Source organism: Gemella bergeri ATCC 700627, from assembly GCF_000469465.1.
Taxonomy (GTDB): Bacteria; Bacillota; Bacilli; order Staphylococcales; family Gemellaceae; genus Gemella; species Gemella bergeri.
This window is the reverse complement of the sequence record NZ_KI271800.1, coordinates 1-24,959: the sequence shown is the minus strand read 5'-3', so window position 1 is coordinate 24,959 and position 24,959 is coordinate 1. Positions and strand designations below refer to the sequence as shown.

Sequence of the window (24,959 nt, the reverse complement as noted above, 5' to 3'; positions counted from 1 at the left end):
TGTTATAGCAACTAAAAAAGTAACGATTAATCTTAAAGGAAGACATGACCATAAAGATCATAATCATAACGGACATAACCCAACAAATCCTATGGATAAAGGACATATGGGAATGGGTAGACATCATGGACATCATCATGGACATATGCATTCATCGAATACCAATCAAAACGGTTCGCAGTTAACAAATAGTACAACTAATCAAGGAACTTTATCAAACGGTAAAACAAGATTACCTAATACAGGTCAATCAGAAACGAACTTGACATTGGCAGGAATTATTGGGCTTATCTTTGCGAGTGTTCTTGGATTCTTCGCAATAAGAAGAAAAAATAGATAATAAAAGTAGGAGCATAAGTATATATTAAGAGGCTTTGCTTGAATATAAGAATAAGATAGTGCTATACTCTTACTGTATAGCACTATTTTTTAAGAGAGGATAAATATGAAAAATAAAATTTTGTTGGTAGATGATGAAATAGAAATAACGGAAATAAATAAAAGGTATTTAGAACAAGCGGGATATGATGTAGTAACGGCTCATGACGGAATAGAAGCACTTACAATATTCAAGAAAATGAAGATAGATTTAATAATTACGGATATTATGATGCCGAATATGGACGGTTATGATTTTATAAGTGAGATTCAATACATAAATTCTGAACAAGCATTTCTATTTATTACGGCAAAAACAGCAGAGCCTGACAAAATTTATGCACTTAGTATGGGGGCTGATGATTTTATAACTAAGCCGTTCAGCCCGAGAGAACTTGTGCTTAGAGTGAGAAATATTTTGCGTCGAATAAAAAAAGTAGGGGTAGCATCAGAATTAATTACTTTAGGTGATCTTCAGATAAATCATGCCAGTAGATTGGTAATTGTTGGAGAAAAAGAGTTGGATTTAACCGTAAAATCTTTTGAATTATTATGGCTTTTAGCAAGCAATCCGGAACGTGTTTTCTCTAAGACGGAGTTATATGAAAGAATATGGCAAGAAGATTATGTAGATGATACCAATACTTTAAATGTGCATATTCATGCACTTCGTCAAGATTTATCTAAGTACAGTACAGAAAAAACTCCAACCATTAAAACGGTTTGGGGGTTAGGATATAAAATTGAGAAAGCTATATAGAGCGATTGTAACTTTAAGTATATATTTATATACAAAATATTTTTTGTTGCTGATTTTATAGTGGTGAGGCAACCTTTAACGTACGCAGTGGATTCCTTAAGGTTCACCTGAGCTTATAAGCTCAGGTGAAGCCAGTATTCCACCACTTACAGTAGGTATTAACAAACGAATTTGTTCACTATATTCACATTCATTTGAATACCTTTGAGAAGCTTACTTCTAAGTTTTTATCGTATCAAAGATACTCAAAAAACTAAGAATTAACCTTTGAACAGCAACAAGCCTAATAGTATGTTTGTAGTGGTAATAGTAAAATGCCAAAAGCATTTTACTTGGAGAATTTTAGACCTTGGCTAAAATTCTAGCCGGAAAATCCATTCACGTAGTGAATTAGTTGTTAGGCGTCCATACCACTACTAACCATTGCTGAAATATTTGTGAAATAATATATAATATTTTAAAGAAAGGAGATAATAATGAAACTAAAAAATTATATTTTAATTGGATATTTGATTTCAACGCTAATAACCATTGTAGCCGTTATTTGGGCGGTAAATAAAATGTTAATTGATACAAAAGGTACATATTTTATTATTTTAACAACTATTGTAGCAAGTATTATAGGAGCCGTAGTCAGTTTGTTTTTATTATCTCGTGTATTCAGCTCTTTAGCAAGTTTAAAAAAACAAGTCAACTATGTCTCTGAAAAAAAATTTGATTTTGTTACAGATGTGAAAAATCCAATAGAATTTGCTGAATTGGCTAAGGCATTCAATGAAATGTCAAAAAATCTGGAAGAAACTTTTGAGTCTTTAGCTGAGAGTGAAAAAGAAAAAAGTATTATGATTGCTCAGTTATCACATGATATAAAGACCCCTATAACGTCAATTCAGGCAACAGTCGAGGGTATGTTGGACGGTGTAATTGATAAAAAAGAATATCCGCATTATTTTAAAACTATAGGACGACAAACCGAGCGACTTGATAAACTTGTAGAAGAGTTAAATTATTTAACACTTAATACTTTTGATAAGGAGAATGATTTTACCGGCAAAGATATTATTTTCTTGGATAAGTTATTAATTGATTGTATGTCCGAATTTAGACTTTTAATAGAAAAAGAAAAAAGAGATATTTACATTAAAGTTATTCCGGAATCAGCTAAGATAGTTAGCAGCTATGACAAGTTACTACGTATTATAGTAAATCTTATAAATAATGCTTTTAAATATTCCAAAAAAGGAACTAAAGTTGAAGTTATTGCAGAAGTAAAAAATAATAAATTACAAATTTCAGTTATAGATGAAGGACAAGGTATTTCACCGGAAGAATTGGATAGTATATTCAAACGATTTTACAGGGTAGAAACCTCTCGTAATTTAGAAACCGGCGGCTATGGGTTAGGGCTTTCTATTGCAAAGCAACTTGCACATCAGCTTAATGGCGATATATTGGTAAAAAGCGAGTATGGAAAGGGAAGTACATTTTCTTTAATTTTAAACGATATAGAAAAAGATAATTCATAAGAAATGTATATAAAATATTTTTACTGATAATTTTAAAAGGGGATTTACCCTTTTTTTCTTTGTGGCATTTCTATCAGCTGATATATTTTAAATTTTATGATATAATTCAAAAGGTTAATAATTTTGTTGGGAGATGATTAAAACAAAAATTTTACTTTCTTTAATTATGATTGTTTTTATTTTAGCAGTTGTATTTTATTTATCAAAGAAATTTGAGCTAAATAAAAATCAAATGATAATTTTTTGGATTTTGGTTCTTTTTTGGTCTGCAATCAGCATAATAAGGGCATATCGAAAACTGTATGCGATAACTTCTGTTGAGCATGGCGGACTTTCCTTAAGTCCGGTACTTGCAGCTCAAATAGCGGCGGGGTACGGACTTACGAGTTTAATAGTAAGATTACCGATGTTTTTGGCGAGCGATATTTTCAGAAGAAGAAAAATATTTGTTCAAATTTCATTGTTTTTACTTATTATTACTTCATTTTTAGTAGCATTTAACGGAAATTATATTACGTTATATCTATCCTCATTATCTCTTGGAATTAGTGCGACGATGTTGGCACTATTTAATGTTATTTTTTCTGAAACTTTTTCCGGAGATAAGGTGGCTGTTTCGGTGTCTATTCTTTCAGCGGCGCCATTATTGGCGGAATTTGTAGCGGCACCAATTCAATATGTCATGACTATGAATACGTATAAACATTTTAACTATATGTGGATAGTGTCCGGAAGTATCGCTGTTGCGACATTTATTTTAACATTTATGATGAAAGATTATGCACCTAAAGACAGTAATTTTTCTTTTAGTAAGGTTAGAACAGTTTTGAAACATAAGAGTTTTATTTATGTTTGTTTATTAGCATTGTTGTTATCATTTATAAAATTTTCTACCAGCGGTGCTAATATGGTAGCTTATGGGAAAACTGAATTAAATATGTCACCGCTTATGCTTGCCTATATAGATGCAGTATTTGCAGTTCCGCAATTAATAGCGGGTATTTTAGTAGGAGTATATTTTACAAGAAAAATTGGTATTCAAAAAACATTGTTGGTTTGTTTTAGCAGTGCTTTAATATTTTATATTATAGCACTTTATGTGAGCAATCCCTACATTATCTTTGTAAGTTATATCTTTAATGGGTTAGCATATGGAGGGTCGTATAATGTTTTAATTTCCCTTGCCATGCAGTATTTTGATAGGGAATATAGAAATATCAGTATGGGTATTTATCAAGCATTTTTTGCACTCGGTATTTACTATGGTGACTATGTTTATGTTTGGATAGCTAAACATATTAAAAATGGTTTTTTAGGCTTTAGTCAAGGGAAATCAATATTCTTAATTGTTATTTGTATAACACTGTTAAGCATGCTTATGGTTAAGCTGAGGGTAAGAGATAAATAGGTTATAAAAAAACACAAAAGACTTTATTTACTGAAAATCTTTTGTGTTTTTGTTATTATCCGAGAAGATCAGCCCTTATCCAGCCATTTTTCCCATTATAAGTTACATATGCCCATTTTTCACCGTTTGAATTTTCTTCAATATAGTGTTGAGATATACGTTGACCAACTTTTATAGTTGTTAAAATTGAACTTGAGTCATTGGCAGAACTTCTAAGATTTACTCCCTCAGTCGGTTTGACATAGACTGTACGTTCTTCGGAAAGTTTCGAATTATTTGAAGAACTTGACGATTTATCTTTGACAATAATAGTTTCTTTTTCTTTTGTTTTTTCGTTTAAACCGTTAACGGTGAATTGACGTTTAAATTCTCCGGTGGTCTTTAAATTTAATTTTTTTGCGGTATTTTTGTTGAGGGTAATAGTTACTTCTACTTTATCACCGTTTTTAAGTCCGTTTTTTTTATCAAAACTAACATCGGGGTTAGCAAGGAAGTTTGATATTTCTGATGTTGTATTATTTACATCGGGAACTTTTTTTATATCAACTTCAGGTTTCCCGTCACCTTCAGCACCATAAGTTACAAAGTTGACTTCGTATTTAGATAAATCAATAATAGCTTCTTTTTTTATAAATTTAGTATAACCAAAGTATAATCCGACAACAAGAACTGCGAAAGTAATTATACTTGCTAAAATAATTGGAACAATACTTTTTTTCTTCTTGTTATTATAACCGTCGGGTGAGGTAAATTGTTGATTGTTGTATTGGTTATCGGTATGAGGTGGTATGAAGTTCGGATGCCCATTGTAGTTTGTATTTTTGGAATGATTTTGTGTATTGTAAGTAACGGGATTTTCATATCCGTTATTATTTTGTTCGACATAGTTTTCTTGTGTTCTAAAATCATCATAGTAGTTATTGCTATAAGGGAAAAAATTTCCTTGTTGATCGTAATAACCATTTTGAGTATGGAAATTTCCTTGATTGTCATAGTAACCGTTAAGTTCAACGTAATTACCGTTTTCATCATAATAACCGTTTTGATTATATTGGTGTTCATTATTTTCATTGTAATTTTGAGGGTTAAAATTATTGTTTTTTTCGTTGTTCATATAATTCTCCTTTTACTCTAAATAATCTCCACCCAAAGCGTTTAAATATTCTTCAAGTGAAATATTTTTTTCATAAATTGTTTTTGCAATATTTTCTCCGACATAACGGATATGCCAACTTTCAGCCATGTAGCCTGTTTTGTTAACAAATTCGGGTTTATATCTTATAATAAAGCCGTAGTGGTGAGCGTTATCAGCAAGCCAACGTGCAGCTTGTACGCTACTGTCACTGGTACCGCTGGAACCGAGCAGTTGACCGTCATTATCGATTAAATCGAAAGCTAAACCTGTTTGATGTTCGCTATAACCCGGACGTGCAGAAAAAGTATCAGCTTCTTTTTTACCATGCTCATTAATATAATTGTTATAAAGTTTAGCTTGGGTTTGATAACTTCTAAAGCCGGAAACTTGGTTTGAAACATTAAGGTTACGTTTTTGTGCATCTTTAATAAGTTGATTAACGTTTTGCCTAGCCGTAGCATCTTCTCCCGGATTATAATTTTTAGGAAGTGGATGCTTCTTATTTGCCAGTAATATTCCGTTGATAACAGTCGGGGTATTAATATTATCCGGAGTTTTTCCACGAAGACTGTCCAAAGATTCTACGGGATTATTGGTATCCGACTCTTTATTTTGAGAAGAATTTTCTTTCTTAGTTACAGTTTGAGAGTTTTCATCCGTGGTGTTTGAATTATTGTTAACTGATAAATAATAATAACCTCCAAGTGCGAAAATAAGGACAACTAAGGTTGTGGTAGTTATTGTAATAATATATTTTTTCATAATATTCCTCCTTTGTAAATTATTTTCTTCTCTACACACATAATAATAGTTTGAATAATAATCTTTGTCAATTATTTTAATAAAAAATTATAAAAATTAATAAAAAAATTTTAAAGAGAGAGCTGTGAAATAAAAATAATATTTTTCTTTAAAAAATAGTTCTAATTTGGTATAATAATAAGGATAATGTTGATTTAAAATATTGAAAATTATTAATTTTTGAATAAAAACAATTTTGAGATTAACTTATTTTTTATTCTATATAGAAAATTAGTTTTGATTAAAGAATAAAGGAGTGTTAAATTGAAAGATAACATTTCACAAATGATAAAAGAAGAATTAGAAAAATTACTTGCAAATAAATTTTTCTTTAAAGAACCGAGTAATAAAAAAGTAATAGCTTATAGTATAAGTTTTATTCTGTTGGCATTATTAGGAGCGTTGCTTAGAGTAGAAATAATAGCCGCATTTTTATCGGTATTTCCTTTAACTTATGTATTAGGGGCTAAAGGCGAAAAATTATATTTACCACTTTCAACAGTAGGAATTGTTATAGTTTTGGTTCTTTCGCCGTCAGGGTTTGCTCTTTGGTTTACATTGCATATTTTTATAGCTTATATTATTTATAAATTAATCTGCGATAGACATTCTAAAGTTATTTTACTTTTAACCATGACAGCATTTTTGTTTTTGGGAATAGCGATTTATGTAGTGTTACTTGTTAAACAAGGTGCATTAAATATCAATTTTGAACAAATATCTAAAATAGTAAATGATAACGTTAATACTATGATAATGGCAAATAAAGAGATTGATAAGAATTTACTTCTTGCAAATTTTGAATCATTTAAGAAGACTTTTCCGGTAACGATATTTGTAGCATTATTTGTTTATAGCTTAGGACTTGGACAGTATACCTTAACTATGTTATCAAGAGAGTATGTAATTATACCGACGTTTCCTAAATTTAGCAGAATTATGTTAAGCACTAAAATGGGATATTTTTATGTTGTATTAACCTTGATTAGTCTATTTTTAGAAATGCAAAATACAAACAATTATGACTTCTGGACAATTGTTGTACAAAATGTTGTCGGTGTATTAGCGTTGGCATTTACGCTTAACGGGTTGTTTACCGTCTTTTTCTTTGCGGAGCAGAATAGGGGGGCAAAGGCAGTTAAACCGTTGTTGGTGATAATGATGATTTTTCTAAGTCCGATATTTGAACTTATCGGTTTTGTTGACAGTTTATTTAAGTTAAGAGAAAAATTTATGACATTGCGGAAAGGAAGATAAGTATATGGGTGAAAAAAGAAAATACGAAGCACTTATTTTAGTAATATTTATTTTAGGTGCGGTATTTATTTCGATATTCAGTATAGAAAGTTTAATCGTTTATCTTATAGTAGGTCTATTGTTGCTTATTCCTTTTTATTACCACAGACAAAAACAAGAAGAACAGACAACAAGGTATATTAATAAGCTGACTAACAGAATTAAAGATTCGACTGAGAAAGGAATAAATAAATTCCCTATTGGAATTATTGTTATTGATGAAGAAAAAAATATAGAATGGGCGAATAATTTTATTTACAAAAATATAAAAGTTGATGAAATTCATGGTGTGAACATCTTAGAACTTATGCCGGAACTAGCTAATCTTTTTGAGGTGGAAACACCTGTAGATAATCAGTTTGAAATTTTTGGGAAACATTATAAAGTTAATTACCAAAAAGATAGCGGATATATTTATTTCTTTGATATAACTGAGGCAAAAGTTGTAATGCAGCGTTTTAGGGATACACGGCCTATTATTTTAAATTTAAGTCTTGATAATTATGAAGATGTTTATGATTCTTTAGATGATGAAGTAGCTAGCAGGTTAGATGCAAATATTGTCATAACTCTTACAGAGTGGGCGAAGAAAAACAGTATTTATCTCAAAAGAATAGATGAAGACAGATTTATTGGACTTCTTAATGTTAAAGATCTAAAAAAAATAGAGAAAGATAAGTTTCAAATTTTGGATTCAATTAGAAACTTAAAAGAAGATTTTGATGCACCGGTTACACTAAGTATCGGTGTTGGAGTAGGGACAGATTTTTTACCGGAGCTTGGAGAGTTGGCAAAAAGTTCATTAGATTTGGCTTTAGGGCGTGGTGGAGATCAAGTAGCTATAAAAGATGTTGACGGAACAATTAGATTTTATGGTGGAAAAACAAATCCCCAAGAAAAAAGAACAAGAATTAAGGCTCGCGTAGTATCCAATGCTTTGGCAGATATTGTTAATGACAGTGATAAAATTATTGTTATGGGACATAAGCGTCCTGATTTTGATGCTATAGGTGGTTGTATCGGAATTTATACTTTTTCGAAAATAGTCGGTAAAGAGTGTTATATCGTTTTAAATGATAGTGATATGGATGAAACGATTAAGAAAATTATGGCTGAGATTCACTCAACGGATGAAAATCTTGCGAGAGTATTTGTAACAAGTGATGAGGCATGGGAACTTATGACGCCGCAGACTACTCTTCTTATAGTTGATACATCAGATGCCTCTCGTGTTATTGATGTTGGCATTTTACAAAAAGCAACTAAAAAAGTAATAATAGATCATCATAGACGAGGAGAAGACATTATTACTAATCCTCTATTAACCTATATAGAGCCATATGCGTCGTCAGCATCCGAATTAATAGCAGAATTAATAGAATATCAAACGAAGATAGAAAAAATAACACCGCTGGCTGCTACAATAATGCTTGGCGGAATAGTTGTCGATACACAAAACTTTTCTATAAGAACGGGGTCAAGAACTTTTTCTGCCGCAGGGTATCTTCGTAGCAATGGAGCAGATCCTACTAAAGTAAAAACAATATTAAAAGAGCCTATTGAAAACTTTATGAATAGGGTAGAAATTATTAATAATTCTATTCAAAAAACGCCAGAGATAGTTATAGCATTAGCACCAAATGATAAAAAATATACCAATGTAATGCTTGCTCAAAGTGCCGATTTACTTCTTAGTCTTAAAGGGATAGAGTGCAGTTTTGCTGTCGGATATTTAGTCGGATATTTAGATGAAAATAAAGTTGGGGTATCGGCACGTTCGTTAGGGAATATGAATGTTCAGTTGGTAATGGAAGAGCTTGGCGGTGGCGGACATCTTGCCAATGCGGCGACTCAAATTGAGGAGACGACAATTGAAGAGGTTCTGGAGAGATTGAATAAAGCGATAGATGAAATTTTATTAGCATAAGAAGGAGATATGGGACATGAAAGTAATTTTTGTAGAAGATGTAAAAGGTAAAGGTAAAAAAGGTGAAGTAAAAGAAATAGCGGATGGTTATGCGAAATTTCTTTTAAATAATAAGAAGGTAGTTATCGCTAATAATGCGAATATGGCAACCCTAAAAGGTCAACAAAAACGTATTGAAAAAGATAAACAAGAGGAACTGGTTCAAGCTAATTTGTTGGCTAAACAGTTGGAAGATATTGAGGTGAAAATCAGTGTAAAAGCGGGAGAAGGAGGACGTTTATTCGGTTCTGTTTCTTCTAAACAGATTGTTGAAGAGTTAAAAAAACAACATAATCTTAAAGTAGATAAGAAAAAAATTGACTTACCTCAAGGAATTCAATCATTAGGGTACACTAATGTAAAAATAAAACTTCACAATGAAGTGCAAGGTGTGATTAAAGTACACGTAGTAGAACAAGTGTAAAAATGAGGTGGTAATATGAAGTATCATATTGATTCGGTCATTTTAGCAGAACAGTCGCTTTTAGGGGCTTTAATGAGAGAGCCGGAAAAGCTGGTTGAGATAAAGGCTGCTGTTGAAGTTGAAGATTTTTATGATGAAAGAAATAAAGACGTTTATAATGCGATTTTGAGATTAGATGAAGCGGAAATTACACCTGATACTACTACGATATTTGAAGAAATAAATGATAGTGGGGCGTTTCGAACTTCAAATGCCTCGTTATACATAGTGGAATTATATGATGTAACACCAAGTTCACGTAATATTATGCACTATGCAACTTTAGTAAAACGCTATTCGATTTATCGTGAAATACGTGGAGCTCTTCTTAGCAGTACGGAGGAGATGAATGCGGGAAATGCTGATATTGACTCGTTGACAGCGACACTTTTCGACCAAGTTGAACGAGCTATGGAGCGTGCCAAACAATCACACTTTAAAAACATGAAAGATGTTACCGATGAAGTTTTTAAAGAAATATTGGCTAGAATGTCAGGTGAAGGGCAAAGTGTTGCAATGCCAACCGGATTCAGTTCTTTGGATCAGTTGGTAGGGCTGGGGAAAGGAGATTTATTTATTTTAGCGGCAAGACCTTCAATGGGTAAAACAGCTTTCGCTTTGAATATCGCTTTAAATATTGCAGGGAAAAATCATAAGACTGAAGATGAGAAAAAAACGGTAGCACTTTTTTCTCTGGAGATGGGGGCGGATCAGCTGGTATCTCGTATGATTTGCAGTGAAGGAATGTTGGATTCTGAAAAAATTAAAAAAGGAACACTTGATAATGATGATTTATTCAAATTAGAAACTGCGGTTCATTTTTTAAATCAGAAAAATATTTTTATTGAAGACAGTGCTTTCATTAAGGTTAATGAAGTTAAAGCAAAATGTAAACTGCTAAAAAGTGAGCATGGATTGGATTTGGTCGTTATTGATTACCTTCAACTTCTACAAGGGAGCAAAAGAACGGATAATCGTCAGCAGGAGGTATCAGAAATATCACGAAGTTTAAAACAAATGGCAAGGGAGTTGGAATGTCCTGTTATTGCACTTTCTCAACTTTCACGTGGTGTGGAATCTCGTCAGGATAAACGCCCGATGATGAGCGATTTAAGGGAATCGGGAAGTATTGAGCAAGATGCCGATATAGTATCATTTTTATATCGTGGTGATTATTACCGCAATGCTGATACGGATGAAAGTGAAATACAAGAACACAATGATGTATCAACTGTCGAAGTAATTGTTGCAAAAAATAGAAACGGACAAACCGGAACTGCTGAACTTGCTTTTATGAAACGATATAATAAATTTGTTTCAAAAAGTTATGGAGAATAAAAGGTAAGTAGGTAAAGAGTTTAAAATTTATATTATTCTCGCTTTAAAAATAAAAGTAAAGGGGAAAAGTAGTGAATAAAAAAAATAAAAGAATAATTTCGCTCGTTGTGGTAGTAGTATTAATATTTTTATCATTAGTAAAAGGAACGCTATCACAACAGAACAGTAATACAAAAAAAGAAGAAACAATCAGTGAGTATTTATGGTCATTTTTGGCAAATCAATCAACAACAAAATTAACATTAAAATCCGGAGATGATAATCAAATAATTCAAAAAATCTCTATTGAGGGAGAGATAACTTCGGAGATGACAAACGAATATTCAAAAAGTTCAGTTTTGAACCAGATAAAAACTGCAAAAAACAATTCAGATGTTAAAGCTATATTGTTATCTGTAAACACTCCCGGTGGCGGAGTATATGAAACGGCAGAATTATATAAAGCATTAAAAGAAAGCGGCAAAGATGTTTACGTTGTTATGAAAAAACAAGCAACTTCAGGTGGATATTATGTATCCATGGCAGCAAAGAAAATATTTGCCAATAATGAAACGACAACAGGTTCTATTGGAGTTATTATGAGTTACATTTCAGCTCAAAAGTACCTTAATGATAAAGGTATTAAACAAGAAACCATTCGCTCAGGAGAACAAAAGGCAATCGGTGGTGTTGCTGAAGATTTACCGGAGTCAACAAGAAAAATTTTGCAAGAGCAAAATAAAGAATCATTTGATCGCTTTGTAAAAGTTATAGCCGAGGGAAGAAATATGAGTGAAGATGATGTTAGAAAATTAGCAGACGGCAGAACTTACAGCGGAACTCAAGCGGTGGCGAATAAACTGGTTGATAAAATCGGAACGGAAGATGATATGATTAATTACATCAAAGAGGAGAAAAAGTTATCAAATCCAAGCGTTATTGAAATTCGCAGTGAACGTGCTTCAAGTAATTTTTTAACACGTTTTATTAAAGCAACTACACGTGCTTTTGTTTCAGAGTTGAATAGTGAAAATTCAACAAGAGTAGAAAAAAATTATCTGGGTTAGGTGATAACATGGAAAATAAACAACAGAACTTGGATAGAGAAAACTTCATAACTGAAAATGATAAAGAAGAGCTAAAAATGGAAAATATTACAGAAGAAATCAAAATATCAAAAGAAAATATAGAAGATTTTATTTTACCGACAACATTAGAAGATTATAAAGAAATATCAAAACATTTTTATGTCGGCTTTTGGATAAGGTTAATCGCTTATATAATTGATATAGCTGTTACTTATGCAATAACAGGACTTATCAATACATTAACTTTCAATAAGTTAAATATCACAATGAACATACCGTTATTAGGAGAAAGTTCGCTAACTTTTGTCTTTGTGATGCTTTTCTATTTTGTGATTATGACTTATTTAATAAATCAAACACTTGGAAAAATAATAATGGGATTAAAAGTAGCGGCAATTTCCCCGAAAAAATTAACATTAATCGATGTTTTATATAGAGAAATTGTTGGTAGATTACTAAATATGGCATTGTTCAGTTTGCCATATTTAGTAGTCGCTTTTAATAGTAAAAAAATGGGTTTGCATGATTATATTGCAGATACTGTTGTAATAAAAGAAGATTTTATGAAATTAAGAACTAATATGAATAAAAAAATAGAACAGCTGAATATTAGATAAAAATAATTTCCTTAAAATTAAAAAGTGTATATTTAATTTAGGTGAGGTAGTTTATTTTTACAAATCCGCTTTGTAAAATCTTTTTATATCCAGTAAACCATGCAGGGTGACTTATCAAAATCTTATTTTAAAAAATCATGATTTTTTAAGTCCCCTTTTTTAGGACAAATAATAATAGTGAGGTGGTAGTTGGTGAAAGAAGCGATTAGAAAAAAATTTATTTTTGAACGTGATAATCTTGCCGAAAGTTATAGAAAATTGGCAAGTGAAAAAATATTTAGACAAATAGAAAAAATAAAAGAATTTAAAAACTCAAATAAAATATTTATCTATGTTTCTTTCGGAAGTGAAGTCGCAACTGAACAATTTATAAAGAAATACCTTGCTGAGAAAGAAATATTTGTGCCGAAAATTTTAGGTAAAGAAATGCTGATTACTCCTTTATATAAATGGGAAGAACTTAGAGAAAAAGGAGCGTTCGGCATATTAGAACCGACTAATACAGATAATTATACGGGAGAAATAGATATTGCTATTGTTCCGAGTGTTGTATATGATAAAAAAGGTTATCGTGTAGGGTATGGAAAAGGTTATTATGATAAATATCTATCAAAAATAACACCTAAACTTATGATTGGTGTTTCTTATGAAAAAATATTACAAGAAAATCTTCCGATAGAATCCCATGATATTGCGGTTGATTTTATTGTTACTGAAAAAAAGGTTAGGGTAATAAATGAAAATTACTACAAGCGTTAGAACTAATGATGAATTAGTAGAAAGAGCAAAAGAAATTGCATATCAAAAAAAGTTTGATTACATTGAAAGAAAAAAACAAACTGTAAAGGATATTTTAAGAAAATATAAGGAAGTAGTTATCGTTTATAAGGATAAATTGGTGTATTATAATGAAGAAAATGAATTCTTTTTTCATCCGGATACGGCTTTTCTTAGAATTAAAAATAATGACAATGAACCGTTAATTGAAATAATTAATGCAGAAAATCAGAGAGTACTTGATGCAACAATGGGATTAGCAAGTGATAGTATTGTAATCAGCTATTACGGTCATAAAGTTGTGGCTGTTGAAAAAAATGAAATTATCCATTTAATTGTAAGTAAAGGTTTAAAAAACTATATTTCTGATAATAAAATGTTAATGGAAGCATTAAGGAATATTGAAACAATTTTGTCCGATAATCTTGAATATTTAAAGAATTGTCTTGATAATAGTTTTGACGTAATTTATTTTGATCCGATGTTTATAAATTCAATTACGGAGTCCAATAACCTACAAGGAATAGAAAAAATAGCAAGTAGGGATAGTTTGAGTGAAGAGTTGCTAACAGAAGCGAAAAGGGTAGCAAGTAAAAAGATTGTGATAAAAGCACATTTTCGTGATGATATTTTTGAAAAATTCGGTTTTAAAAGGATTGTGAGAAAAAACACGAAATTTCATTATGGAGTTATAGAGTTAGATAAATAAATTTTTAAAATACAAATAAAAATGGAGCGACTCAAAAATCGTGAGTTCATCAGAAATCGATTTTGTTTAGTCACTCTCGTTTCATATATTTAAAACAAAATTATATTGATAACATTTATGATCTTATCAATATAATTTTGTTTTCGTTTTTCATCGCTTTTGTAGTAAGATACCCGTCAAAACCGGTTATATTTTTGAAATCTTTATATAAAGTATTTTCTTCAGATTTAGCTTTTATAATTTGCTTGAATGCCTTGTAATGTTTTTTATATTCGCTCAACTCAACGCCTTTTGTGTAACAAAGTTCAATAATATCAAGAAATTGAATTATAATACCGACTTCTTTCGGGGTATATAATGAGTAATTTATCGGGTAGTTAAATTCCATATATGCCTCTATTATTCAAAAGTATAACCAACTCCACGAACAGTACGTAAGTTTTTATCAAAACCAATCTTACGAAGTTCTTTTCTAAGTCCGGAAATATAAACCTCAATAGCGTTAATAGTGGTTTCAGAATCAACTCCCCAAACACGATCAAAAATTTCTTCCTTTTCTAAAACAATATTATTATTAATAACAAAGAAAGAAAGAAGTTCAAGATACTTACCTTTAATTGTATTTAAAGTAATTTCTTCTGTTTTAACAAGTTCATTTTTCAAATCAAGCGTAAGATTTTTATACGTGATTTTATTTTCTGCTTGGAGATTACTTCCACGTTGTAGAAGGTTAGCCATGGTAGAATTTATTAAAGAAGCTTCACAGTAGCGAGGTAGATATTCTGTAATTCTATGTTTCATCACTCTGGATTTTTCATCTGTAGATTCTGTAACGGAAAGAATAATAGTAGGAATTCTTTCTTCTTTCGTTTCTCTTGAGTAATCTAATATATCAATACCACCTTTTCCGGGCAAAATACTATCGGCAATAATAAAATCGTAAGAATTATTATCGATTAATGAGATAGCATCAATTCCGTTATAACATACATCAGCATCAAATTTTTCTGAAATAGCAGTTTTTAAGCGTGCTGCTAAAAATTTATCATCTTCTATAATAAGTGCTTTAAGCATTAGAACTCCTCCTTTTTTATTTTTATACCCCTAGATAACTATTTTATAACTTTTGGCTGAAAAATACAACTAAAAAATGAAATATTTTTAACTTTCTTTACGGAAACATAAACGGAAAATTAAAATAGCCAGAATAATACCGACAAAAACTCCCAGACTATCGATAAAAACGTCTTTTATGTTTCCATCTCTATCTGCAATAAAAGTTTGATGAAACTCATCGCTTATAGCATAAAGAACCGAGAAAGAAAAGCCTGTAAAAGCTATTTTTGAAATATTTATTTTATTTAGATTTTTTGAAAATATATTGGTAAAATAATTAAAAGCTGAAAAACCTAAAATAAAATATTCGCTAAAATGTCCAAGTTTTCTAATAAATAAGTTATCGGAAATTTTTGAAGATTCAAAACCCGCTTGATGTGAAAATAAAAATATAACAATACAGATTATAATTAAAAAACTCAGAGAAAGGTATTTTCTGTATAAAATTTTAATAAAAATTTCCCCTTTATAATATTATAGTTATCTTTATATCTTTAATAATAACATATTTATAGAAAAAATGATATTAAAATGAGGTAAAAAATTTTAAAAAATAAGAATTGTATAATTTAATATGAAATTTAATGAGAAAGTGTTTTAGTGTAGAATAAATTGTGAATAAATATCGAAAATTTATTTTTTTTGTATAATTGCTGAGAAAGAAGTATAAAGAATTTTTTATTAAGTTTGGTGTTGATATTTATAATGAAATATACTGCAGGAAAATTAAAATAAATAATTATACGATAAAATATTAAATATCATGTAGGGGGTATTTAGTAAAAGTGAAATAATTATAAAATTTTACTTTTTGAGTAGATATTTTCTATCTTTTTTATTTTATATAGATGTGATATAATTAAAGAAAACGAATACAAACGGGAGGTAATTTTATGCCGAGAATAGTAGCAAAGGGAATAAAAAAAGCTGATTTAAAAAAAATTAGTGGGGAGTTGTTTGATACAATTTCTAATATTATAGAAAGACCACGTGAAGCTTTCACATTGGATTTAGTAGAAACTGTGGCAATTAGTGATGGTGAAGAATTAAGTCGTGTTAGAATTGAAATAAGTTGGGTAGCACGTCCGGTTGAAGTTTGTGAAAAGGTTGCACAAGCGGTTAATAATCTAATTAAGCCATTGAATTATGATAGGGTTATGGTTTCCTTTAATGATATCGATTTAAAAAAAGAATTTGATTTTGTTAAATAAATTTTAAAAGACTTTGGAGTCGTAGAATAATCTACGGCTCTTTTGTGTTACATATTGTAGAGAAATAATTTAATCAAAAAATAGAATAATAAAAAATATATTTTCACTTGAAGTGTATGGTTATTTGTGGTACACTAAAAATGTAATAAGTGTATGGCTGTTTATGGTACACTATGAAAGGTGGGATTTTATGTTTAATAATGGTAACTTTTCCAATAAACCGCTTTACAAGCAAATTGTTGATGAAACGAAAGGTTTGATAGCGAAAGGAATGCTTAAAGAAAATGACAAGATGCCTTCGGTTAGAGAGTTTGCAAAAATAAAAAAAGTTAATATAAGTACCATTCAAAAGGCTTATCAACAGTTGGAAAATGAGAAGATAATTACAACAATAATAGGGAAAGGAACATTTATAACAAACAATTTTGATAATATAAAGCCGAACTATAAGTTAATTGATACATTGATTGAAGATTTAGTGAGAGAAGCGAAAGTTTTAGGGATAACTAAAGAAGAATTACTAAAAAAAATCAGTGATATGTTCGAAGAATAAGGCAGGGGATATTATGGATAAAAATGTAAACTTTAATAATGTTTTAAAAATAATTTTAGTAGAGTGGAAATTATTGGAATTATCAAAAGAAAAACTTTTTGAAAAGGTAGAGCAATTTTACGAAGGGGGGAATAAAAATGAAACTGAAAATAAAAAATCTTAGTAAAAGTTTTGGTAAAAAGAAAATATTATCTAACATTAGCTTTTCGGTTGGAAATTCTGAAGTTGTTGCTGTTATAGGAAGAAATGGTAGTGGAAAAACTACACTTTTCAAGTTGATTGCGGGTATTTATGATTTGAAAGAAGGAGAGATGTTCATAGATGAAACCGATTTGCAAGATATAAAAAATGAAATAATTTATAGTCCTGACAAATTTAACTATTTTGAAAATGAAAAAATAAAAAATATAATACGCTACTATGAACTTTCATATCCGAAATTTTCTAAAGAATATTTTATAGCGGAAATTGAGAAAAATAAAATAGATTTAGATACAAGGGTTTCTGAATTATCTAAAGGTCAAAAGGCTATTTTATCCGTTATTCTGAGTTTTTCTTGTAAAACTTGTTTTGTATTGTTAGACGAACCGTTCGATGGTATAGATGTTTTAAATATTAATTTAATTATTGATTATATTATTGAAGCACAAGAAAATGGTGTAGGGATTTTGATAAGTAGTCATCAGTTGGCATATATCGAAAATATCAGTAACAAAATTATTTATTTAGATAATAAAGATTATTTAACAAAAGAGGTTAATCCAACTGATTATATAAAATATCAACTGGTCTATAAAGAAGAAATTCCACAAAATTTACTCCAAAATGAGAATATAGCTGTTATAAATAATATCGGTAGAGTTTATACAGTTATAACTTATGGTGATAATGATAAGCTAATTAAAGATAGTGGAGCTTTACAGTATGATAAGCTACCGGTTACACTTGAGGATATATTTATATTACGAAATAGGGAGGGGAGATAATTATGTTTAATGATATTTTTAAAGTAATTCAAATTTATGTAAAAAAATATTTTATCTTTATTTTAATATTGTTAGCGGGATTTGTTATTGTTTCCGGAATAACCACGGCAAACAGAATGAAAGAGTTAAAAGAGGGTATTGCCGGTTACGAGTTTGAAAAAAATATCGGTAATAATAAAAGAGTAGAAAACAGTAAGATTATCAATGAAGATGTACAACAAGAAAACAGTTATAAACTAACAACTGAAAAAATAAAGTATATCGAAAATTTTAATGGGAAGTTGTCAAGAAAAGAGCTAACGGAAATGCAGAATAGATTTGCTGTTGACGTTTATTTAGGAAGAATTTCAGAACATAGTGAGAAAAATTTTTATCGTTCCGGCGATATAAATGTTGTTAAACAAAGAGAAAGGTATTTTAAATATTTAAGTCAAGAAGAAAAAAATAACTTAAAAAAGTATAAAGAATTTAAAACTAAAAATTCTGATAGTAAGGGTTATACAGTTAAAGAAATAGAAATATTAAAACTTTATCCCGAATATTTTGGTGATAATTCAGTGAAACTAAAAATGTTTATATTAGAAAATTTTGATAAAAGTAAAACAGAAGTAAAAGAAACTTTGCATAACGAAAATACAAATATAATGTATCTTATTTTAATATTAGTTACTGTGGTTATTATTTTTGGGTTTGAATATCATACTAATTTTGGAAAATTTATAGCAAGTTTACCATTTAAGAAAGAAAAAATATATTTTGCAAAATTAATTTTAGCGGTAATTATCGTAGCGATAGCATATGTGTTGGTGGGGATTTCGAACGTTTTAGTAGTGAAAAATAGCGTTATATCGGAATTGTATTTTATTACAAATACCTTTACAGCACATAGTAAGATTTTTGTTTTAGGATTAGGTATAGTTATCTTAGGGGCAATAAGTTCCAGCTTTTGTGGAAGTGTTATCAGTATTATAGCTATGTATGTTCCATTACTTACCTTGCATATCTATCCTATAATGATATTTTATATAATTGGGCTGGTTGTAGCAGGTAAAAAGTTAATAATCGAAAATATAGTAATAAGCCCAAATTCTGTGCCAATAGCTTATTATGTAACTTATGTAGAATGGAAGTATATTTTAATATGGCTTGGGATAATGTTTATAATTTCTTTATTAATGTGTAAAGTTTACAAAAAACATAATATTGAAAATGAAGGAAAATTCTTTACAATAAATATAGTCGATAAGTTACTATACTTGTACGGAGTATTAGGAGTAATAGCAGGAATATATGCTATATTAGGATTAGCATTTTTTGTTAATAAGTATATAATTACAGTAATATCTGTAGTATTAATCCCGATAATTACATGGAAGTTGATAAATATTAAACTGAGAATATAAGGAATAATTAAAAGTAGAAAACCAATTTATATACATTAGTTTGTTTTTCGGTTTATTATCACGATTTTTGTTATAAATATACTATAGCTTTCTATAAAAAGAATATAATATTTTAAAATCAATGATATTTATGTAAATATCGTTGATTTTACTTTATAGTAAGTGTTTTCTTATCTTTTCGTTGGAAAAAGTGATAACAATCAAAGTTTCTTAATCAATTAGATTAATAAGTATAGGTATTATTTGAAAATTCAATTATAATGTCGGTATTTTTTTATAAGTTAATTTTAAGAAATTTAATTAAAATATAGATAGAACAATAATATTTATTTTAAGATATATTAAATATCTATATATTGAGTGTAAAATTAGTATAATTATCTTTGTTAATTGCATGAAATAACGTTTTTAATTTAATAGGAAAAACTTTTAATTTAAAGCAGGGATTTCAAGATATTTTCAGTACAAAAATAAGAAATAATTATTCACATCTTAGTAGAAAAACTTTTTCAAGTATGATATAATATAAAAGAAAATTTATGAGAAAGGAATCTTCTATCAATAATGACAAATTTAGATGAAAATAAAGATGTACTAAACGATAATCTAACAGATAAGGGAAGTAAAACGGAAGATTACTCAGATTTGTTAGAAAAAATAAGACAGCAGGTTGATAGCGAAAACAATTCAACTGTTCAAGAAAAATCTAATTTCACAAAAGATTTTTTAAGTGAAGATAAAAAAGAAGATGTACAAGAGAATAAAGATGTACATAGTGAAACAGTTGTTTTAAATCGTGAAGATTTGCAAAAGGCATTTGAGCAAGAAGATGTTTCAAATGTTTCAAATGTTTCAAATGTTTCTGTAGAGGTAGGGAAAACTACAGAAAAAAAAGAACAAGGAGAAGTTGTTCTTGAAGTGTTGGGATTAAAAAAACGAATTGGTTTAAAAACCATAGTGGATGATATTACTTTTGAAATGAGAAAAGGTGAAATCACAGGTTTACTTGGGCCTAACGGTAGTGGTAAAACTACTATTATGAGAATGATGGTAGGGTTGACCAAAATTTCTAAAGGTGATGTTTACTGTTTTGAAAAACCTCTCGGTTTAGGAAAAACGAGAATGTTAAAAGAAATAGGTTCTATGATTGAAACACCTGAATTTTATAACTATATGTCAGGTTGGTCAAACTTGAAACAAATAGCAAGAACGTGCGGAAAAAAAGTTAGCCGTTCAAGAATAAAAGAATTGGCTGAGTTTGTAGGACTTAAAGATGTAATCCATAAAAAAGTTAAAACTTATTCTCTAGGGATGCGTCAGCGTTTAGGGTTGGCACAGGCTTTATTGAATGATCCTAAAATTTTGATATTGGATGAGCCGGTTAACGGATTAGACCCACAAGGAGTTCAAGATTTTCGTAATAAGTTAAAAGAGATTGCGGCGACAGGGGTTTCTATCTTGATTTCTTCACATTTATTGGATGAAATTGAAAGAGTTAGTGATAGAATTATCGTTATTGAAAAAGGTCACATTATAGCAGATGATAAATTGGTGAATTTGAAAGGTGATAATATCGTCAAAACATTTGTTTCGACATATGATAACGAAAAAGCGGAGGCGTTAATTGAAGAATTAGGTATTCGTTACAAAAAAGAAAATGCCGGATTTGTCTTTGAAAACTTATCAAGAGAGAATAAGGGGCAACTATTAACATACTTAGTAACGAACAATGTGGAATTGGATACTGTTAAGGTGCTAAGTACATCATTAGAGGATCGTTTCTTGGAAATTACCGGAAAGGAGAATAAATAATGAAATTGTTAATTAATGAATTTGTTAAAGATTATAAAAAGAAAACAACATGGTTCTACATGTTGTTGATGTTTTTAGTAATTATTGCCTATAATTTTTATTTATATAAAGCGGTGGGTGTTGACAGTTTTGATGCTGTTAGCTCTTTGGCAGGAATTACCGAAATTTCTGTTGGACTTGGCGGTATTTTGATTTTAATTATGTTTGCTAATAATCTGTCACAAGAATATTCAAAAGGAACTGTTAAATTTTTATACACAAAACCTAAGTCACGTTCTGCCATTCTAACTGCAAAAATAGTATTGGCTATTTTGAATTATTTTATTTTTGTTATAGTTGGAGCGATTTTTGAGTATATTATTAAAAACTATGTATTTTTTAAAGGTAAAATGGATTTAGGAAAACTTAATGAAACAATCGCAGACGGTTATTTCGGGCGAACAGTCTTAAATCAACTTATTATTTCTAATTTAGCGAGTCTTGCCGTTATGATATTTTATATATCTATGGTACTTTTGGTTTGTGTAGTATTCAAAACGCAGATACTATCTCTTGTCCTTGTAATGTTTGCAGTTTTGGGCGGATCGATTATTCAAGGAATAACAGCACTGGCAGTTCAAAAATGGTCTTGGATAAAATATCATATGTTTGATGTGAATTTGTTCGGTAGGTACTATAACCGTGAATCAATGCGTGACCTTGTAAAATCAGTGTATAAATTTGATGACGTCAATGCGCTATTGATTATGTTAGTAGCTTATACTGCGATATTTTTGATTATTTCGTATATAATTAACGCACGTCGTGATATTACAATTGATTAATAATTTTAAAACTTTATAGATAATTAGGAGGTAAATATAGTGAGAAGTTCTTTACAAAAAATAGAGCGAATTAAGGATATATTGGATTTAAACGGAAAAGTTCTAACTTATAAACACAGTGATGAAGAGATTACTTTGAATCTTGGAGAAGAACAGTTAAGTAGTATTTTCAGCAGATTTATAAAAAGAAATCTTTCAACAATTAAAAGTGAATTAAATAATGGGAAACTCGTTAAATGTCAAAGCGGGTTGGGTATTTCTTGTCTGTTTATTCCGAGTGATAATGAAGAAGAATTTTATTTGTTAACTCCATTTTTAGAGTATCTTATTCCGACAAAACTATTCCACGAATCATTGACAAAATATGGTGCCAGTATAAGTGAATTGGTTTGTGATGTTTATTTTTCATTGCCAATCACCCCAAGAAAGAAATTTAATTATCTTGTAGAGCTTCTTATGGGTTCAGAAAATGTGGATTATTTAGGTTCTATAGTTTTAATAGAAGATACAAGTGTAAAAAATGTAAGACGCAGTGCGGCGAAGAAAAATAATTATTTGAATAGTATTTTAGAAAGTGAAGTTAAATTCAAAAAAGAAATATTAGAAGCTGTAGTTGACGGTAACATTTCTAGGGTCAACATGTTGTTTGATTTAAGACATAAAATTCATGGCGTTGATGAAGAGTCTGTAGAACAAGGAATTAATGTAAGACGTAGAAAATCATATAATATGAACGACTTATTAAGATATGCTTTAGAACAACATAGTAACGATTATCTTGGGGTTGAGGAGTTATGGGTTAAAATAAAAAATAAACTTGATAACTATGATTTATCAGAAGATGTAATAAGAAGTTATTGCCTGTTAGTTGATAGAGAAAAATATAAAGATAAACAAGCTGTTGTAAGAAATTGTATAGCTTATATTAATGATCGTATTTCTGAAAAAATTAGTTTAGATAATGTTAGTGATTATTTAGGGGTAAATAAAAGTTATCTATCTTCAATTTTTAACAAAGACATGGGAATCAGTATTGTAGATTATATTCATGATAAACGTGTATCAAATGCTTGTTATTTATTAGAAAATACAGATTTCTCCATTTCAGAAATTGCGGATTATATAGGTTATTTTGATACAAGTTACTTTATTAGAATTTTTAAAACATTAATGAAAGTAACTCCATTAAAATATAGAGAATCCCTTTCAAAAAAATAAAATATTCCCTGCTTTTGCGGGGAATATTTTTATAACTAAAAATAAACTTAAATTATTTCAAAATCGTTACAACATTGAATTTATATTACAAATTAGAAATTTTATTGAATAGACTTTAGTAATAAATTATAATATAGTAGACGGTAAAGTTTAGAAATAAAAATGTAAGGAGTAACGAAAGATGAAGAAGAGTGGTTTAAAAGTAACTAGTAAAGTTATTGCCGGATTAGTTTTACTAACAGGCATTACGGTTATCCCGGCGAATGCGAATGAAGTTCAACCTGCTGCGGTAGATGTAAATGTTAAAGATGTAAAAGTAAGTGTTTATGAAAAAGATGGTCATTATTATGCGAAACTGACAACTACTAAAAATGTAACAAATGTAGTGGTGAGAGTAAGTGTAGATGGTAAATCAGAATTTATAATTAAAAAAGATGCGATTAAAGCCGGAGAAAATGTGGAGTATGAATTAAATATTAATGCTCCTGTTCCTGCTAAAGTGCTGCCGAAAACAGCTGTGAAAAGAGAAACTATAAAAACTTCGACAACAGTTAAAGGTCATAAGTTTGATGTTACTGTAACTTATGATATTGAAGCAAAAGAAGAACCTAAAAAGCCTGAAGAGCCTAAAAAACCTCAAGACAATAAAAAACCGGAAACAGGTGAAAATAAAGGAGATGAGAAAAAATCTTCTGAAAAACCTAAAGAGGAAAAAACTCAACAAGCAACAAATTCAGAGGTAAAAGAGAAAGCTCCGACTCCGAACAATGTGGTACCGGCGGAAAAACCGGCTTCAGAAGCTACTGTTGCTGTAAATAGAGCGGCAGCTGCACCGAGTGTATTGCCACTAAATACTAGTAAACGTACTAATTTTAAAACAACCAGTACAGTTTTGAATACTCAAAAATCAAAACAAACTCAAACAACTAAAGCACAAACAACCAATTCGGCGGTAACAAAAACACAAACAACTACTTCAGTAGCTACCAGCCGTGAAGAACAAATTAGACAGGCGTATATAGCTAAAGTAAATCAATTACGTGCGATGAACGGTCTATCACAATTAAAACAAAATGCTGCTTTAAATATTGGAACTAAACAAAGAGCTACTGATGTATTGTCAAATCCTATTACAGCTTCTATTCACGGGGTAAGAGGTTCATTGGAAAAATCGGCAGCTGCAGCAGCAGGATATGCTGATCCACAACATATTTTATATAATGTAGCGGTAAGTTCTAATTATGGAACGCCGGAACAAGTAGCACAACGCTTATTGGATATTTTATATAAAGAAATCGGAAATGTTGTAACTCAATACCCTTATGGGCATAGAAATACGTTGCTTGATAAATCGGCAACCGAATTAGGTGTCGGTGTAACAATCGCCGGAGGTAGAGTAGCATTAGTTCAACACCAAGATCATCACGGAGCATTCCAAGGTAAAACTCCGATTCCTGGGGTATATCTTGATGGAAGCAGAAACTAATATCATATAGAATATAATTCAAGAGAATACGCAAAGGTAAGGATTTTACTTTTTGAGTATTCTCTTTTTGTGTTTTAATATGGATCTACAAAATATAGGACTGATAGGG

At 29.8% G+C, this 24,959-nt stretch carries 26 protein-coding genes; 21 read left to right on the top strand and 5 right to left on the bottom strand.

Annotation, left to right across the window (positions count from 1 at the left end; translation table 11 throughout):
* The 4 genes from HMPREF1983_RS00940 to HMPREF1983_RS00925 form a co-directional block, all read left to right on the top strand.
* Positions 1-340 (top strand): LPXTG cell wall anchor domain-containing protein (locus HMPREF1983_RS00940; protein WP_021752401.1); only part of this gene is annotated, 340 nt, incomplete at its 5' end.
* Positions 341-445: 105 nt separating this feature from the next.
* Positions 446-1,138 carry a response regulator transcription factor gene (locus HMPREF1983_RS00935; RefSeq protein WP_021752400.1) on the top strand — a complete coding sequence of 231 codons (693 nt, stop codon included), beginning with the start codon at positions 446-448 and terminating at the stop codon, positions 1,136-1,138.
* A 476-nt stretch (positions 1,139-1,614) separates the two neighbouring features.
* Positions 1,615-2,664, top strand: a complete 1,050-nt coding sequence (locus HMPREF1983_RS00930; RefSeq protein WP_021752399.1) for a sensor histidine kinase — start codon at positions 1,615-1,617, stop codon at positions 2,662-2,664.
* Between the two features lie 133 nt (positions 2,665-2,797).
* Entirely contained in the window at positions 2,798-4,072 is a 1,275-nt protein-coding gene (locus HMPREF1983_RS00925; protein ID WP_021752398.1) for an MFS transporter, read from the top strand.
* 55 nt (positions 4,073-4,127) lie between these two features.
* On the opposite strand, the gene HMPREF1983_RS00920 is transcribed toward HMPREF1983_RS00925, so the two are convergent.
* Together HMPREF1983_RS00920 and HMPREF1983_RS00915 are read right to left on the bottom strand one after the other, a co-directional pair.
* Positions 4,128-5,186, bottom strand: coding sequence for an SH3 domain-containing protein (locus HMPREF1983_RS00920; RefSeq protein ID WP_021752397.1), 1,059 nt, complete (start codon positions 5,184-5,186; stop codon positions 4,128-4,130).
* Between the two features lie 12 nt (positions 5,187-5,198).
* Complete coding sequence (locus tag HMPREF1983_RS00915) at positions 5,199-5,969, bottom strand: M15 family metallopeptidase (protein WP_021752396.1); 771 nt, start codon at positions 5,967-5,969, stop codon at positions 5,199-5,201.
* 303 nt (positions 5,970-6,272) lie between these two features.
* On the opposite strand from HMPREF1983_RS00915, the gene HMPREF1983_RS00910 reads away from it, so the two are divergent.
* The 8 genes from HMPREF1983_RS00910 to HMPREF1983_RS00875 all read left to right on the top strand — a co-directional run bounded on the left by HMPREF1983_RS00910 (position 6,273) and on the right by HMPREF1983_RS00875 (position 14,241).
* On the top strand, positions 6,273-7,265 hold the full coding sequence (locus HMPREF1983_RS00910) for a DUF2232 domain-containing protein (RefSeq protein WP_040460743.1): 993 nt from the start codon (positions 6,273-6,275) through the stop codon (positions 7,263-7,265).
* A gap of 4 nt (positions 7,266-7,269) precedes the next feature.
* Entirely contained in the window at positions 7,270-9,231 is a 1,962-nt protein-coding gene (locus HMPREF1983_RS00905; protein ID WP_021752394.1) for a DHH family phosphoesterase, read from the top strand.
* 16 nt (positions 9,232-9,247) lie between these two features.
* Positions 9,248-9,694, top strand: a complete 447-nt coding sequence (rplI, locus tag HMPREF1983_RS00900; RefSeq protein ID WP_021752393.1) for a 50S ribosomal protein L9 — start codon at positions 9,248-9,250, stop codon at positions 9,692-9,694.
* 15 nt (positions 9,695-9,709) lie between these two features.
* The gene (gene dnaB / locus HMPREF1983_RS00895; protein WP_021752392.1) at positions 9,710-11,071 is read left to right on the top strand and encodes a replicative DNA helicase; all 1,362 of its coding nucleotides are present in this window, start codon (positions 9,710-9,712) and stop codon (positions 11,069-11,071) included.
* Positions 11,072-11,142: 71 nt separating this feature from the next.
* Positions 11,143-12,117, top strand: a complete 975-nt coding sequence (gene sppA, locus HMPREF1983_RS00890; RefSeq protein ID WP_021752391.1) for a signal peptide peptidase SppA — start codon at positions 11,143-11,145, stop codon at positions 12,115-12,117.
* Between the two features lie 8 nt (positions 12,118-12,125).
* Positions 12,126-12,755: an RDD family protein gene (locus HMPREF1983_RS00885; protein WP_021752390.1), complete on the top strand. Its 630-nt coding sequence runs from the start codon at positions 12,126-12,128 to the stop codon at positions 12,753-12,755.
* Between the two features lie 192 nt (positions 12,756-12,947).
* Positions 12,948-13,514, top strand: a complete 567-nt coding sequence (locus HMPREF1983_RS00880; protein ID WP_021752389.1) for a 5-formyltetrahydrofolate cyclo-ligase — start codon at positions 12,948-12,950, stop codon at positions 13,512-13,514.
* The gene (locus tag HMPREF1983_RS00875; protein WP_021752388.1) at positions 13,492-14,241 is read left to right on the top strand and encodes a class I SAM-dependent methyltransferase; all 750 of its coding nucleotides are present in this window, start codon (positions 13,492-13,494) and stop codon (positions 14,239-14,241) included. The genes HMPREF1983_RS00880 and HMPREF1983_RS00875 overlap by 23 nt, the downstream gene beginning before the upstream one ends.
* A gap of 115 nt (positions 14,242-14,356) precedes the next feature.
* Here the strand turns inward: HMPREF1983_RS00875 and HMPREF1983_RS00870 are convergent, their stop codons facing one another.
* The 3 genes from HMPREF1983_RS00870 to HMPREF1983_RS07655 all read right to left on the bottom strand — a co-directional run bounded on the left by HMPREF1983_RS00870 (position 14,357) and on the right by HMPREF1983_RS07655 (position 15,762).
* Positions 14,357-14,629: a UPF0223 family protein gene (locus HMPREF1983_RS00870; protein ID WP_021752387.1), complete on the bottom strand. Its 273-nt coding sequence runs from the start codon at positions 14,627-14,629 to the stop codon at positions 14,357-14,359.
* A gap of 11 nt (positions 14,630-14,640) precedes the next feature.
* Entirely contained in the window at positions 14,641-15,315 is a 675-nt protein-coding gene (locus tag HMPREF1983_RS00865; RefSeq protein WP_021752386.1) for a response regulator transcription factor, read from the bottom strand.
* A gap of 87 nt (positions 15,316-15,402) precedes the next feature.
* Positions 15,403-15,762, bottom strand: a complete 360-nt coding sequence (locus HMPREF1983_RS07655) for a VanZ family protein (RefSeq protein ID WP_281170861.1) — start codon at positions 15,760-15,762, stop codon at positions 15,403-15,405.
* A 488-nt stretch (positions 15,763-16,250) separates the two neighbouring features.
* On the opposite strand from HMPREF1983_RS07655, the gene HMPREF1983_RS00860 reads away from it, so the two are divergent.
* The 9 genes from HMPREF1983_RS00860 to HMPREF1983_RS00825 all read left to right on the top strand — a co-directional run bounded on the left by HMPREF1983_RS00860 (position 16,251) and on the right by HMPREF1983_RS00825 (position 24,850).
* A complete protein-coding gene (locus HMPREF1983_RS00860) occupies positions 16,251-16,568 on the top strand; it encodes a DUF1904 family protein (RefSeq protein WP_021752385.1) in 318 nt (105 codons plus the stop codon).
* Positions 16,569-16,758: 190 nt separating this feature from the next.
* A complete protein-coding gene (locus HMPREF1983_RS00855) occupies positions 16,759-17,121 on the top strand; it encodes a GntR family transcriptional regulator (RefSeq protein ID WP_040460742.1) in 363 nt (120 codons plus the stop codon).
* Between the two features lie 13 nt (positions 17,122-17,134).
* Positions 17,135-17,284 (top strand): hypothetical protein, encoded by a 150-nt coding sequence (locus HMPREF1983_RS07795; RefSeq protein ID WP_162790159.1) that lies wholly within the window; start codon positions 17,135-17,137, stop codon positions 17,282-17,284.
* On the top strand, positions 17,259-18,107 hold the full coding sequence (locus HMPREF1983_RS00850) for an ATP-binding cassette domain-containing protein (RefSeq protein WP_021752382.1): 849 nt from the start codon (positions 17,259-17,261) through the stop codon (positions 18,105-18,107). Before HMPREF1983_RS07795 ends, HMPREF1983_RS00850 begins: the two co-directional genes overlap by 26 nt.
* Before the next feature lie 2 nt (positions 18,108-18,109).
* On the top strand, positions 18,110-19,510 hold the full coding sequence (locus HMPREF1983_RS00845) for an ABC transporter permease (protein ID WP_021752381.1): 1,401 nt from the start codon (positions 18,110-18,112) through the stop codon (positions 19,508-19,510).
* 564 nt (positions 19,511-20,074) lie between these two features.
* Positions 20,075-21,322, top strand: coding sequence for an ABC transporter ATP-binding protein (locus HMPREF1983_RS00840; protein ID WP_021752380.1), 1,248 nt, complete (start codon positions 20,075-20,077; stop codon positions 21,320-21,322).
* Positions 21,322-22,146: an ABC transporter permease gene (locus tag HMPREF1983_RS00835; RefSeq protein WP_021752379.1), complete on the top strand. Its 825-nt coding sequence runs from the start codon at positions 21,322-21,324 to the stop codon at positions 22,144-22,146. The genes HMPREF1983_RS00840 and HMPREF1983_RS00835 overlap by 1 nt, the downstream gene beginning before the upstream one ends.
* A 39-nt stretch (positions 22,147-22,185) precedes the next feature.
* On the top strand, positions 22,186-23,364 hold the full coding sequence (locus HMPREF1983_RS00830) for a helix-turn-helix transcriptional regulator (RefSeq protein WP_021752378.1): 1,179 nt from the start codon (positions 22,186-22,188) through the stop codon (positions 23,362-23,364).
* Between the two features lie 181 nt (positions 23,365-23,545).
* The gene (locus HMPREF1983_RS00825) at positions 23,546-24,850 is read left to right on the top strand and encodes a CAP domain-containing protein (RefSeq protein ID WP_021752377.1); all 1,305 of its coding nucleotides are present in this window, start codon (positions 23,546-23,548) and stop codon (positions 24,848-24,850) included.
* Positions 24,851-24,959: the final 109 nt, after the last annotated feature.